Genomic DNA, 14,904 nt, shown 5'->3' with positions numbered 1-14,904 from the left:
CTTCATAGAGATGTTTTATATTCTTGGTCGTTATATATTTAGATATAGAAACCATCTGGTCTTAAGCTTTTTGTTGCTCACTATTTTGCAATAGGATTGGGCGAAGCAATGGCATAATCACTAGAGTTTTGTAGTATGCTAACATACCGCTTAAAAATAAGCGAAGCATATGAACTTCTTAATTGGTTCTACCAAAACTTAATTATAGTTAATCATATGAGCAACAGTGATATTGGCGCCTCTTCTAAAAAAGGCACAAAGCAGCGTGCTTTATTGTTATAAATCAGTGCTTTATACGTTTTAGATTTAAAAATTTATAAAACACAATTTTAATTATGTATTTTCTTACATTTTCGAGGTTTTAGTCAAGAATTAAATACTAACAACTAGTATTTTAGGGTTTCTCTAAAAGTAAAGCTTTTGCCATATATCTTTGCTGGGAATAAGCCTTTAATCGAATAAGAATCTTTACTATCATGAAAAAAATTTACTTAATACTAATTTGTTTTAGTATTGGCATTATGTCTTTTGCGCAGTCTACTGTTTTAGTCGTAGATGCAACACTTACTACAAACATTACAAACACTGGGTCTCCAGCCAACACTCAAGGCGTAGGCTTTACAAGAGGTAGCGGAACTTTAGCTGGACCACAAACTGGTGATAGTTACACTTGGGGAGGTCTTGGTGCTACTAGCGAGGCGGCGGCGATTGCTAATGATGAATATTTATCCTGGTCTCTATCTGCCGACGCCGGTTATTCAATTAATGCAACTGAAGTGAGTATTGCCTTAGCCAGAAATGGCGCCAATGGCCCTACAGCGTTCCGAATTTTCTATAGTTTGGATAACTTTGCTACAGCGGGAATCCCTGTAAGTTCATCTAGCACTTCTTCACTAGGATACAACAGCAATTTTAACAATATGATTAAAACCTTTAACGGTTTTAATGTTATTACAGCAGATGCAGGTACAATCACTTTTAGAATGTATGCCTGGGGAGGTAGTAGTGAAAATGCTTCTGCGTATCTTCGAATTTTTCCAATATCTAGCTGGGACGCATTTGGTATCAATACGACTAATGGATCTGGTCCAGGAGTAAGAGTGCTTGGTGCTGTAAGTGACCCTCTTGACGATGTACTTATTACTGCCGAGTCTAATATCATAGCCTCCTCTTACAATCCATCAGCAATTACAGATTATTTAACAAAAACGGCCACCTCTGGATTAACTCAAGCTAACTCTATAAAAATAGGTGAGTTTACCATACAAGATGGTGGAGACGATTTAACTGACGATGATGATCTCAACACTAATCTTTCCAACATTAGCTTTAATGTCTCTAATTTTTCAAATTTAGCCGCTTTAGCTATTTTTGACGGTTCTACTAATGTTTCTGAGGTGACTTCAGTAAATGCTACCACAAGTTTTTCTGCAATTAATGGTGGTGCAGGCTTAACTGCTTTAGACAACGGATCAAAAACTTTTTCTGTTTACGCAACTTTTCAATCCACAGTAACTGACAATCAAAAAATTGCTTTAACAGTAAATACTGCCAGTACAGGAACTAACAGTTCTCAGTTTACTAATGCCAACGCAGGTGGCGCATCTACCCCACTTGTTGCAGATGACAATCAGATATTAGTAACTGCTACTGTTCTGGCTTTTAATAACCAACCAACATCAGTTTCTGTGAACACTGTAATGTCTCCTAGCCCTACTGTAAGAGCTCAAGACAGCAATGGAAACATTGACTTAGATTTTAACTCAGACATCACTTTGCTTCCATCTACTGCAGGTATATTTGCAGGTGCCGCAACAAAGACGGTTACCGCGGTTTCTGGTCAAGCTATCTTTAATAATCTCATATTTCAAACTGGCGGTTCAGGGTATACCCTATCTGCATCGGGAGGATCATTAGCTAATTCTTCTCAAAGTTCCAGCTTTAATGTTATTGCACCTACTGGTGCGGGTTGGCAAATTTCTCAAATCAACACAGAGTACCGTGTGAACTTTGACAATACTGTTGATGGCGTTAATAATGGTGCCTATGCAGGTGCTGGTAATGTAACTTCGCCAAGTCTTGGCCAATTAGATTCTAATAGCTGGTCATTATCAACAACAACGGCGACAGGCGCCTCAACTTTCAATCAATCCAATACTAATGCGGTTTTTACAAGAGGAATTAGTCAAGGAGACACAGATCTAGGTGGGTTCCATGCTTTTGATATTGATAATAATGATAATGCTGGGGCTCAAAATTATGCTTTTGGAATTCAGCCTAATAATACAGTATTTACTCCAGGAAATGCAACCTTAAGAGCGAGAAACGTCACAGGAAGTGAAGTGACTAGTGTACTGCTTCAATATACGGTTTATGTTAATAATGATAAAAACGCCAGCAATACTTTGAGATTCGCTTATAGTACATCTAATGCAGGCTCTTATACACCATTAACAAATCAAGCCGTCGTTTCGCCCTCAACTGCCGATACCGAAGGATGGGTTGCTTATGACCGTACTATAATTATAACTGGATTAAATATTCCAAATGACGATAATGGATTTTTCTATATGAGATGGAGAATTACAGATGGAGACAGCGCTTCTTATGATGAGTTCGCTATAGATGACATCAAGGTTACCTTCAATACGTCTGTCAATATTTTATACACTTACGATGGTACTAATTGGTCTCCAAATAGTCCAGAAGGATCAGATGCAAATGGAAATCTAATACAGATCAACACCGGTGATATCGTGTTTTCAGACTCTAGCACTATGGCTGATGTTGTAAACATAAGACCAGGTGCATCTCTAACACTTAGTAATGATGCGATACTTAATGTGTCTGATGAGCTTATCTTGGATTCCAATTCGCAAAATTATTCTAGCTTAGATATAAGAAATGGAAGTATTGAAGGTACAGGAACTCTTAAGTATAATAGACATGTAAATGATTTAGCGCCGCAAGGAAGTACCACTGGTGGCAATGACCTTATATCTGCTCCTTTAACAAGCTTATCGCAGACTTTTGGAAGTTTTAGAACTACAGACGGTAATAACATACCATCAGGAACCATTGGTACTGACCCTACAACATATTATTTGTTCGGACCATATAACAATACTGGTACACCCGGTTACATCAATTGGACTAGTGCCAATGACAATCAAGTTCTAACGCCAGGTGTAGGTTACCGGTCTGCTTCTAGCAGTACAACGAGCGACCTATTTACCTTTACCGGAAATGTTGCGACTGGAGATGTTTCCGTATCTATCTTAAACAGCACAAGTTCTTATAACTTAATTGGTAATCCTTATCCGAGTTTTATAGATCCCGCTGTATTTTTATCTTTACAAAGTAATCAAAACATCATGGATGAAGAAGGTATTGGTATCTATGGCTATGATGGGTCAGCTCAGGACGGATGGACTGTTATCAATTTAGCAAACATGAACTCAGCCAACAATATTGCACCGGGTCAAGGCTTTCTGATTTTTGCTGAAAGCAATGGAACCATTCTATTTACTCCAGATATGATAACTGTAGCATCTAACGATGATTTTATTTTAGGACGTAATGCGGTAGATTCACATTTGAAATTAAATGTGACTAGTAACTCCAAAACGTACCATACTGATTTTTACTTTAATGATAATTCAAGTTTAGGCTTAGATCCTGGTTATGATGCTGCCTTAATGACCATAGGCCTTCCTAATTTCTATTTGTATTCGCATTTAGTTGAGGAAAACAATGGTCGATCAATGATGATTCAATCTTTGTCTAATGAGGACTTAAACGATGCAATCATTCCTTTAGGACTAAAAGCATCTCAAGGACAACAAGTTACATTTAGTATAGGTGAATCAACCTTAGATGAAAATATAGACATCTATTTAGAAGACAACCTAACCAATACATTTACATTGCTTAATACTGGAGACTACACGTTCACAGCTAATAGCGCAATAAATGGAACAGGGCGTTTCTTCTTGAGAACATCAAATGAAGCGTTGTCTACAATTGATAATACCGTAAACAGCATTGAGGTATTTACAAACAATAGATCCCTTTTTGTTAATGGCCAACTTTTAGAAGATTCTAATGTCACTATTTATGATATCCAAGGTCGCACCGTGTTCAAAACACAATTAAATGGTGGTTCATCAAACAATCAAATAGATGTATCTAATCTAAGCACTGGTATTTATGTTGTTAAATTAAACAATTCAAAACAAGATAAAACACAAAAAGTGATTATCAAATAAAAGAGGCCTCCCTCAATTATTAAAAGCGCACCATAATCGGTGCGCTTTTTTTTATGCTATTCTTTTCAATAAAATTTTCACAAAACTCAAACCCATACTAAGAAACGGTCTAGCCCTACTTTAACACTTCTATTTAGAAACATATGCATTCCTCATAGTAAAATAGCATAAGATTGAAATTAAAAATAGATGTTTATGCATCAAATTAAAAGATCAGGTCCATTTATATACACTCAAAAAGACAGTTTTATAATATTCTCTTAATATTTAGTTTACGCCCAAGATCCTATTACAAGCTAAATTGCCACTCCCTATCTACCAAGTTTACTACGCTTATTTTAAATGACAACTATTAGTAAATCACATAGATAATGAGACACTTTTACCTTTTTACGCTTAGCTTTTTTATTGCTTTTTTTGCATTTGGGCAAACCACAGTAACCTATGAATTTTCAGCATCTGGAGCTACCTCTGGACTAAATCAAACTTCACCAGGCATTCCTTTGGATGCAAATATTGGATTTGGAGCATTCAAAAACAGTGGAACTTCCAATCCTGTAATAAATAGCAATCAGCTAAGATTATACCAAAATGCAACAAAGGGAGGCTCCATAAAAATATATGCCAACAATGGGGTTACTATCACTAACATCGTTGTTAACGCTTCGGGCACCACAGGTCCTGCTGGATATACTGTTGACGGCGGTTCTCAAACCAACCTTTCAACTACTAATACTTATGAGATAAGCGGAATTACAGGCTTGTCTGAAGTTGAGTTTTTTCAAAGAAACAGCTCTAGCGGAAAAAGAATTTATGTTGATAGTTTTGAGGTTACTTATGTATCATCTTCCCTTCCCTCATTAATGTCTTCTGAAACCTCTATTTCAGGACTGGACTATTTTGAGGGATTTGGACCTTCAACACCTTCAAAATCCTTTGAGCTCTCAGGATCAAATCTTGATGGAACCGCTGTAATGGTTGGCGCACCAGCAAATTTTGAGGTTTCTACTTCAGAATTTGATTCGTATAACGACACAGTTAACTTATCTTCCTTTGATGGTACAGCAATTACAATATGGGTGCGCTTGATAGAAAATCTTAGTACGGCAAATTACACTGGAAATCTTATTATTAGCGGTGGAGGTGCCAACCCGCAAGACCTTAGTTTAAATGGTGAGGTGACTGAGCCTAGCTATTGCGAGGTTACGGGAAATAACACTTATGAGACTTCAATTACAGAAGTTTCATTTGCTGATACCACCAATAGCAGTAGTTTGTTTGGAGCAGATGCCCCCTCTGGTTATATTGATTTTACAAGCTCTGTTTTTACCGTAGAATTGAATGGCACCTATGATTTAAGTGTTAATTTGAATACAGATGGTCTTTATACCATCCACGCTGTTGCTTGGATTGACTGGAATCAAGATTTTATTTTTGATGAGACCACAGAACAATATGACTTAGGTGATGCCAATGGAACAGAAAATGGCCCTACTAATTTGAGCCCGTTAAGCATTACAGTGCCATCAAATGCAACATTAGGTGATACGAGAATACGTATTGCTAGTAGATATGGTTCTGATCCTTCAGGACCCTGTGATGGAACTGATGACGGTGAGATTGAAGATTATACTATTCAAATCGTTGAGGCCAACACAAACGATGCTACTACAGAAGTTTTTCTGAATACCCAAATTGATGGAAGTATAGTCACGGCTATAGATGTTATTACCCCATCAACCTCTAAAGACGCTCTGGCTTTTGTTGTGGAAGATCAAGCATCTGGTGACAACCTTTCCACGAACATTACTACCATGCGATTTGTACCTGGAGAAAACAATACTGCTGACTGGACAGATCATCTTCAAGGAGTTACTCTATATGATGAAAATTCTGTAGACTATTCACCAACCGTCAGTATTGAAGACAACGAATTAATATTAGAGTTCTCAACTCCAATTTCGATACCTGACGGAAATTCTTTAGAATTCTTTCTAGGCTTTTATTTAAACCCCACAGCTATTGTAGATGGTAGTCGTATTCAATTTCAAATAAATAGAACTTCTAGTGGATTTGAAGCTGACGAAAATGGCTCTAGTTTTATCGATCCTTTTACTTCTGAGGACATTGTTGGTAATCTATATACCATTGACGTTGATGCTACCGAAATTATATTTTTGCAGCAACCTTCAACTGTTGCTCCCAACATTGCAATGTCTCCAGCCGTAACAGTTACAGCAACTGATGCCAATGGCAATACCGACATTGATTATGACGGGCTTGAAATCGTTCTATCATCTTCTGGAAGCCTATTTGAGTCTCCACATATTGAAACTAGTATCAATGGCGTAGCTACTTTTGATAATCTTGTTCATACAGAAACAGGAAGTGATTTCGTTTTAACCGCTAGCGAGGTTCTTTTTCCTGATATAACTAGTGAACCCTTTGACGTTGTTTCTGGGCCTATCACCATTGCCATACAAGATTTTGATGCTACAACTCCGGAGTGGACCTATACTACAAGCATCCCGTTTTTTACAAATCCTTTTAGTTTTGATGATTACTACGGCATCATACCTATAAATAACGCTAGCCCAATTGACAATTCTAATTTCTCCAACAATATACTAGGTGAGAATGATCTTGAAAACAACAATGGTGGCACTTCAGATTTTGCTACAATAACCTTTACTGAAATTGATATTACTGGATTTAACAATGCTGTATTATCTTTTGATTGGGATATTGTGGGATATAATGCTAATTCTGATGATGCTACATATGAATTGTTTTTTGACGGTGTTGCACAAGGAGCCATCTATTTAGTAGATGGAGGTGTAGACTTCGAGTCGGACGAAGGATCTGTAACAGTTAACATTCCAGATACCGTCACAACCGTTAGCCTTTCTGTTAGCATTAGAAATAATGGAGGTAGCGGCTATTCTGGTTTTGATAATTTTAAACTTATGGGCATTCAAGTTCCACAATCAATAAACTATACCTTTAATGATGGACTATGGCTGCCTAACGATCCCAATAATCAAAGCCCAGAACTCATCGATACTGTTGAAATTTTATCTGGAAACGCCGAAATTGATTCCGACTTAACAATCAATGACATCACAATACATCCTGGAGCAACATTGACAATTTCAGAAGACGTAATACTAACAACTACGAATACCATATTACAATCTACGGCCAATCTGTATTCTGGCTTAATTCTTAATGGTACAGCATCCATCTTAGGAAACATCACCTACAATCGCTATACAAATGTTATAGGAACCTCAGGTGTCCCTGGAGGCAATGATCTCGTTTCCGCGCCGCTCATATCAGCAGATCCTGGCTTTGACAATTTCCTAACTTTTGGAGAAGGATCTCCAAATTCAACTATATTGCCTACTAACGGAACAGTCTATGCCTGGGCACCATTTGACAATCTGATAAGCCAATACACCAACTTCTCAGTAAGCTCCACAAATACATTGATTAGTGGAAAAGGCTATAGGGCAGCCACCAATACAGGACAAACACTTACATTCAATGGAGCTATAGAGACCGGAAGTCCATCAATGACCATTACTTATCCTGAAGGAGGTACCAACTGGAACCTTATTGGAAATCCTTACCCAAGTTATATAAAATCAAACGGGACAGACTCCTTCTTAAACAGCAACAACATTGCCGCTCTAGATGATGAGGCCATTGCCATTTACGGTTACAACAGCGGCACGATGTCTGGCCCTGGAACAATTGGCAATTTCACGATTATTAACGCATTGACAAATAGCGAGGTGAACATAGCACCAGGACAAGGGTTCTTTGTTGCCCATGACCCCGATAACAACACCCCTACTACTGTTACATTCAACCCTGAGATGGCTACCGTAACCGGAACCGACGATTTTATAATAAATAACAGAAACTCCAATGAAACTTTTATGTTGCGTTTAAGGATCTCCAATAGCAATAGTGATTTTGCAACAGAGATCTATTTTACTGAAAATGCGAGCCAAGGTCTTGACCCAGGATATGATGCAGCGGTTATGAGTGCATTTGCTTCCCCGCTTATGGTATATTCCCATCTTGTAGATAGCAACCAAGGACGAAACATGGCGATACAGGCATTAGCCCTCACAGACCTAAACGACGTTACAATTCCAATAGGCGTTGAAGCTGTACAGGGTCAACAATTGACCTTTAGCATTGACAGCTCTACTCTGCCATTGGGCACACAAGTATTCTTTGATGACAATCATGAGAATACATCAACACTTTTAAATACAAATGAGTACTCTATCGTTACAACGACTGTTTTGGATGGAACAGGACGCTTCTTCCTAAGGTTTTCTAATGATGTGCTTTCAAGTATGGAAACCTATTTTCAATCTTTGAACATTATTGTTTCTCAACAAAACTCAGAACTAATTATCAATGGAAATCTTCCTAAGAACACAAAATCTAAGTTATTAGACCTTCAGGGGAGGAATGTATATACTTTTGAAATAAATCCAGACAAAAACCAACAGCACATTGATGTATCCCATCTAAGTGCGGGTGTCTATATCTTCAAAATAAGTAACACAAATTCAAATCTTAGTAAAAAGATTATTTTAAAATAAATTTTCACAGGTATTTATATCAAGTTAGATTGAGACAAATAAGATTATAGTAAACCACAGATACACGTCAAATCACTTATAAAAATGGAGTTTTAATTTTCTGGGGAGACTAAATTTATAGATTAAAAACACAAATAGACGTTAAAAGTTTTAATTAAATAATTGAGCCTAATTAAAATAGGGTTTATCTGTTATATTATATTTTTTTAATTATTTTTGACTCGCTATTATTTTAAGAAATGAAAAAAAACACAACTAAAGATCAAATCACTAGAAAAGAAGCCATGAAAAAGATGGGCAAATACGCCGCATTGACTGCAGTGGGTACTTTTCTTATACTTAATCCAAAACAGGCTCATGCTGGTTCACCTCCCGATGGCATAGATCCAGGAGGCAACCCTTTAAATGGGGGATGATAATATCAATTAGGTTTTGAATACGGACTTATCTCCGAAATATATAAAGAGCATCGATCAAAATACAATACTTTGGTTTGAATGCTCTAACCAGTATGTAATCATCTCAACTCATACTCATGAGATTATCAAGATATATTTGGATGCTATTTCCGAAGAAGAATTTATAACGCATCTTATTAACCATGAGCATCTAAATTTCAAAGAAGCTGCTCTGGTTTCTAAAGAATTTAAACAACTCTTAATTAGATTAAACACACTAAATGAGAAGGCCGTAGTGTCTGGCTTAAAGACGGTTCAAACAAAAACCGTTAGGCAAAACATCGAATCCTATAGGTATTCCTTTGGAAATATAATTGTTAAAGTGCTTTACGGCTCAGAGAGCATAAACCATATATTTCACCCTCAGCTTGCACATAACGCTCTAGACTCAAACAAAGAAATTACATGTGAGTTTAAGATTCTAAAAGTTGATGACAACCTTTGCCTCTATAAAGACGGCGATTTTATTTTTAGTAGCAGTACCAAAACCTATCATTTTGTTCAGGGTCACTTTGCGATGGAACTCACTAATGCGATTCATCAAAAACAACAAGACCAATGGCTAGCCACATTCCACGCCTCTACCATTGGCAACGATCAAGAGGCTATAATGCTCATTGGAGATTCCGGTAATGGCAAAAGCACACTTTCAGCTTTATTGATGAACGACGGATTTGACTTATTAGCGGATGATTTCACGCCGATGTACGCCGAAGATCTTAATATCTACAGATATCCAAACGCCATCTCTATAAAAAAAGGTGCTTTTAATAGTTTGAACGAGGAAATTTTTCAATTTGAAAAACTAAAAACTCATCAAAACGGCTCCAAAGGTATTGAAATAAGGTACCTCCCTCCTTCTAAGTGCCTAAATGATGAACCAAAGAAACTCCCTTGTAAAAAAATTGTACACGTTACCTATTCAAAAAACACTCCCCAGCGCTTTAACCAATCAAACGCTAAATATATTTTAGAGACCTTAATTCCCGATTCATGGCTATCTCCAAAAGCTAGCCATGCTAAATTGTTTTTAGACTGGTTGAGTGATGTAGAATTTTACGAGCTTCGTTACAACGATAACCAGTTTGCCTTATCAAATTTTGCTTCTTTATTTAAAGCTTAATTAAGCCTATATTTGATTTTAATTCTAAGCAGGTTTGAATATAAGCTCTTCATCATACCAATCTACATTTCAACTTATTGTTGATATTTTAAGTTTTAAACATTCTCATCAAAAATTAGATCAGTTTCTAAGCGCTTCATCAATTGATTGGGAGAACTTGGTAAAAATCGCTAGTAGTCATTTAGTGCTAACAGCAGTTTATTGTAGGCTCGAGCAAAAGCAACTATTGCATCATCTCCCTGAAGATTTAAAATCATACCTCTTTGAATTATCAAGCATCAATCGCAATAGAAATTTAGGCTTGATAAAGGAAATCGATTTCATCGGAAATATTTTGAATCAGAATGATATCGAACACGTTTTTATCAAGGGAGCAACCATGTTAGTGAGTAATTGTTATCAGGATCCTGCCGAAAGAATGGTTGGTGATATCGATGTTTTGATTAAGTCTGTAGACTTGCAGCGTGCATTTGATCTCATTCAAAACAATGGCTATTCTGAAAGCAAGGGTTTTAATTATAAAGTGAAAGAATTTAGACATCTAGACCGTCAAATTGATGAAAATCGCTTGGCAGCTATTGAACTTCATGATCAGATATTAATTAAACGACATAAAGATTTGATAAACCTTGACAATCTTTTTGAGACCAAGATTTCTGTAAATGGAATTAATATTCCAAGAATTGATTTTCTTCAACACATCAATATTCTGACGACCGAGATCAATAATTACAATTACTATTACAATCAGGTAAATCTTAAGAATATTTATGACCATATGATTCTTGAGCAGAAAAAAGATTATTTCTCATTAAACCAATCCTACAGAAATAAATACATCAACCATTTTTTAAGTTTATATCAAATTTGGACAAACTCAAGAATCATTACTGGAAAATCATATTATCTCAAAAATCAAACAAGACTTTATCAATTAAAAATTAAGCATAAACGCTTGGCGTCCTTTGTTTTTAAGGCTAAATTTTATATTTTGAATATTAGCCAACGTCTTATTCTGGTATTTAGAAACACCAGTTACTTGAAACACTTACTAAAAAATAAAATCTTTGTTAAAAGTTCGGCCAATTTTATTTTATAATTAATTCTAAATAGCTATTTTTGACCAAATTTAAGATATGAAAAATGTATTGCTTATTGTAATGATGCTTTTAGGCACGTTATCTTATAGCCAATCACCGACTAAACAAGCTTACCGAAGTTTTCAAAGTGATTGGATTTTGAGTGTAGGTGTGAATGCGCTTGGTAATTTAGGAACAAGAAATCCTGTTGAACGTATTGATGACTTTGCACTTAAAAATCCTTTAATGGTTTCTATAGAGCATAAATGGGCGAAATTTTTGTCTATTGAACAAGACTTTATATTTAATGGATACGAAAAGAATGAGTTTATAGATAATGGCGTTTTAAGTGATGATGTCCTTTATTTTTCTACAAATACAAATTTGAAATTCTATTTTTCTGATTATTTGTATGATGCCACCTGGGTGGATCTATATGTTTCTGGTGGTGTTGGTATTTTCACTATAGATGAACTGAACACTTCAGCAAACGTTTCTGGTGGTGTAAATTTCTGGATCAATAGTAATAGAACTATAGGTTTAAAGCTTCAAAGTACTGGTAAATTTGCGTTTAACCATCCTGATAGACAGTTTGATAACAACCATTGGATCCATTCCGTACAAGCTACGTTTAAATTATAATTTTAATATAGGCTAAGATTTTTTTTAAGAGGCGATGAGCCCTACTAAGATGAAACAAAAAAGCGCTCTAAATTATTTAGATCGCTTTTTTGTTTCATAGGTTTACTGTGTTCATTCAACCATTTTTGTCGGTAAGATATTATGCCTATATTTTAATCCCAAGCTTTTAAGCTTTACCAAATTTATTTTTGCTCAACATCCCCCCTCCATTAAATTTTGAGATAAGCCATTTTAAAGCAGTAAAAATAAGCTTACCTAGAAATTTTCTCAAAGCCTTGAGGATATTAATCTCAAATGTACCTTAAAATGATTTACAAAACTCTCATTTGATAAATAGCATGTTATAAATCAATTGTAATAGAGCGATCATAATTCGAAAATCATTTTTTATTCAATTGTATCATTAATACGTCATGACTATTAATAGTGGACTTAAGATTCCTTTTGGTATTGCCCATTTCGGAATGTTTCAATAGATCTCGAATGGTATAGGTATTCGAATCTAAATCCATTCTTAAGCCTTTAAGATCATCGCCTATATCATGTTTTGTAAAATCAAAATCCAGTATGACATCATGATCCTTCATGTTTACAAACACCATTGCCCAACTCCCATGCTCTAAAGGTTTTATCCATACCTCCATATCGTTTTCATTTGTAAATCTAAACCCTTGAATACCCAATGGATCTTGATTAACTGCAATCACCTCTTTATTCGTAAGTATTTCAATGGTGGCATTTGACATGCTCCTTAAGTCATTACCCATTATTAGAGGAGATGCTAACATGCTCCACATTGCAAAATGACTTCGGTCTTCAGCATTGGTCATACCATTACCAACCTCCATCATGTCATAATCATTAAAATGCCCTGGTCCAGAAAATTTCCTGATCTTGTCACGTAAATTGATGATTTTCCATATTCCTCTTGAAGACCAAGAACCATGTCCCACTTCACAGTCCCAGCAATTTATAATATCACCTGTTGCTCTCCACATGTGTCCAACATCTTCTGCCCACTTCCATGGCTCATTATCTCCCCACTCACAAATACTGAAAACCATTGGTCTACCCGCTTTTTTTAAAGCATCCCTCATGGTGATGTAAGCTCCTTCTGCATTCAGTTTTTCGGTATTGCACCAATCGTATTTAAGAAAATCTACATCCCAAGACGCGTAAGCTCTAGCGTCTTGATATTCGTAGCCTCTGCTTCCTGGGTAGCCTGCGCAGGTCTTAGAACCAGCGCAGTTATAAAGTCCGAATTTTAGTCCTTTGGAATGAATATAATCTGCAAGCGCCTTCATCCCGCTTGGAAATTTCTCAGGATCTGCAATAAGATTTCCATTGTCATCTCTCTCTTTTGCCATCCAACCGTCATCCAATACGATATATTCATAGCCCGCTTCTTTAAATCCGTGCTCTTCAAACTTATCTGCTATATCCTTTACGAGTTGTTCATTAATATTTGTTTCAAACGTATTCCAGCTATTCCAACCCATAGGAGGTGTTTGTGCCAATCCCTCAAATTTTTGAGAATGTATTAACTGTATAAACAATAAACTAATAAGAAGTAGGTCTGTTTTCATTGTAATGTTATTAAAAAAGCACCTTGGTGTCATACCAAGATGCTCTTATAGTTATTAGACTAACTCAAGTAAAAATCCTAATCTAAGGTATATACAAAATTATCAAAGGAGTAATTTATAGTATTCCCGGTAAATTCTTGAAAAGAAATATTTTGTAGAAAAGTTGGATTTGAAAGTTCGGCCCAAGTAAACTCAATCTCTTGCCAATCTGAAGACGTTTCAAATGAAAAATTTGCATCTCCCCAATTTGCACCGTTAAAAATCAAAACGAGCTTTCCTGGAACATCCGATTTTATGGCAAATTTGATACCTGTATATTCGGTGAATATCGCTGGGTCATCTACCCAAGTCCAATCTGACTGAATGTTATCATAACCTGCAATTTCTTTCGTAAAAAAAGTAGTGCCCTGAAACGCTTCTTCCTCATTTGTTATAAATTCATGGTTGTTCCATGAAGGAATAGTCCATGACCCGATAAAATCATCGTCATACATAAATGCAGTACCTACTGCCGTTGACCATTGTGATGAACCTGAAATGGTTGAAACTGTGATGTATTTATTGTTAGAGTCGGCTGGTAAAATTGCTACAATTTCATCAATTGAAAAGGAGATAATCGTAGCCTCTACGCCGTCCACTTCTACCACAGGATCTAAAAAGTAATTACCGTAAATAGTGATTTCTTCTCCTGGCTCAGGATTGATCGGGTTAAAGCTTTTAAAAACTGGCGCAGGAGGAGCAATGACAAACTCATAAGTTGCAGAGCCATTAACTGTTTCAACTAATAATTCATTAGAAACATTGGCATATGGTGTATCCTGATCTACTTGGATTATAAGCACTGTATCTGTAACCAACGTAGGATTAAAATACGTGTCTAAACCATTAAAATATACCTTTTGTGTAGATGATAGACCAGAGCCTCTCACTATATATACATTTCCTGCAAAGCCAACCGTCACAGGGACGTCCTCAACAGCCTCACTTACCTGATTTATTATAGGCGGTTCTGACGAACTCTCTGCGTAATCATTTGTGTCACAACTCACAAATAAAAAAATGGATACTGCAAATGCGAGACACGCATTTTTAATCATTAGACTTTTCATAGTTATTTTTTTCA

8 protein-coding genes are annotated in these 14,904 nt (G+C 36.2%); 6 read left to right on the top strand and 2 right to left on the bottom strand.

Features of this window, described 5'->3' with window-relative positions; genetic code table 11:
* Positions 1 to 476: 476 nt before the first annotated feature.
* From P176_RS0112870 to P176_RS0112845, 6 genes are all read left to right on the top strand, one after another.
* Positions 477 to 4,268 (top strand): T9SS type A sorting domain-containing protein, encoded by a 3,792-nt coding sequence (locus tag P176_RS0112870; RefSeq protein ID WP_026755086.1) that lies wholly within the window; start codon positions 477 to 479, stop codon positions 4,266 to 4,268.
* 371 nt (positions 4,269 to 4,639) lie between these two features.
* Positions 4,640 to 8,893, top strand: coding sequence for a GEVED domain-containing protein (locus P176_RS0112865; RefSeq protein WP_026755085.1), 4,254 nt, complete (start codon positions 4,640 to 4,642; stop codon positions 8,891 to 8,893).
* Positions 8,894 to 9,132: 239 nt separating this feature from the next.
* Positions 9,133 to 9,309 carry a hypothetical protein gene (locus P176_RS20590; protein ID WP_197022169.1) on the top strand — a complete coding sequence of 59 codons (177 nt, stop codon included), beginning with the start codon at positions 9,133 to 9,135 and terminating at the stop codon, positions 9,307 to 9,309.
* A 16-nt stretch (positions 9,310 to 9,325) separates the two neighbouring features.
* Positions 9,326 to 10,474, top strand: a complete 1,149-nt coding sequence (locus tag P176_RS0112855; RefSeq protein ID WP_026755084.1) for a hypothetical protein — start codon at positions 9,326 to 9,328, stop codon at positions 10,472 to 10,474.
* Positions 10,475 to 10,508: 34 nt separating this feature from the next.
* On the top strand, positions 10,509 to 11,573 hold the full coding sequence (locus tag P176_RS0112850; RefSeq protein ID WP_026755083.1) for a nucleotidyltransferase family protein: 1,065 nt from the start codon (positions 10,509 to 10,511) through the stop codon (positions 11,571 to 11,573).
* 37 nt (positions 11,574 to 11,610) lie between these two features.
* Positions 11,611 to 12,195: a hypothetical protein gene (locus P176_RS0112845; protein WP_026755082.1), complete on the top strand. Its 585-nt coding sequence runs from the start codon at positions 11,611 to 11,613 to the stop codon at positions 12,193 to 12,195.
* A gap of 380 nt (positions 12,196 to 12,575) precedes the next feature.
* On the opposite strand, the gene P176_RS0112840 is transcribed toward P176_RS0112845, so the two are convergent.
* Both P176_RS0112840 and P176_RS0112835 read right to left on the bottom strand, forming a co-directional pair.
* Positions 12,576 to 13,781, bottom strand: coding sequence for a glycoside hydrolase family 27 protein (locus P176_RS0112840; protein ID WP_026755081.1), 1,206 nt, complete (start codon positions 13,779 to 13,781; stop codon positions 12,576 to 12,578).
* 77 nt (positions 13,782 to 13,858) lie between these two features.
* Positions 13,859 to 14,890 carry an IPT/TIG domain-containing protein gene (locus P176_RS0112835; RefSeq protein WP_197022168.1) on the bottom strand — a complete coding sequence of 344 codons (1,032 nt, stop codon included), beginning with the start codon at positions 14,888 to 14,890 and terminating at the stop codon, positions 13,859 to 13,861.
* Positions 14,891 to 14,904: the final 14 nt, after the last annotated feature.

It is taken from the genome of Sediminibacter sp. Hel_I_10, from assembly GCF_000688335.1.
GTDB lineage: Bacteria > Bacteroidota > Bacteroidia > Flavobacteriales > Flavobacteriaceae > Psychroserpens.
This window is presented reverse-complemented; position numbering and strand designations above follow the sequence as displayed.